At 53.5% G+C, this 301-nt stretch carries 1 protein-coding gene; it reads left to right on the top strand.

Annotation, left to right across the window (positions count from 1 at the left end; genetic code table 11):
* Nucleotides 1-21: 21 nt before the first annotated feature.
* Nucleotides 22-301: hypothetical protein (locus tag QP381_RS08825; RefSeq protein ID WP_285068603.1), on the top strand; the 280-nt coding region annotated here is incomplete at its 3' end.

The raw sequence follows: 301 nt of genomic DNA on the forward strand, positions 1-301 counted from the left end.
TACCCGCAGCTGTTTGAGCGAGTGGTTCAATGGACTAAGAAGGGCCGCATCGTCCCGGTAGGCGGAATGTGGGTGGAACCTGATGCTGTTCAGCCCTGTGGGGAATCGATGTGTCGGCAAATGCTGTATGGCCAGCAGTATTTCCAAAATAAGCTTGGCAAACGGTGCCAGGGGGTCTGGCTTCCTGACTCCTTTGGCTACTCTGCGGCATTGCCACAAATAGCTAAATTGGGTGGGGCAAAATGGTTCCTCACGCAGAAGATTTCTTGGAATCAGACGGACGTCTTCCCGCATCACACGT

Source organism: Pauljensenia sp. UMB6358, from assembly GCF_030216865.1.
In the GTDB taxonomy this organism is placed as follows: Bacteria; Actinomycetota; Actinomycetes; order Actinomycetales; family Actinomycetaceae; genus Pauljensenia; species Pauljensenia turicensis_A.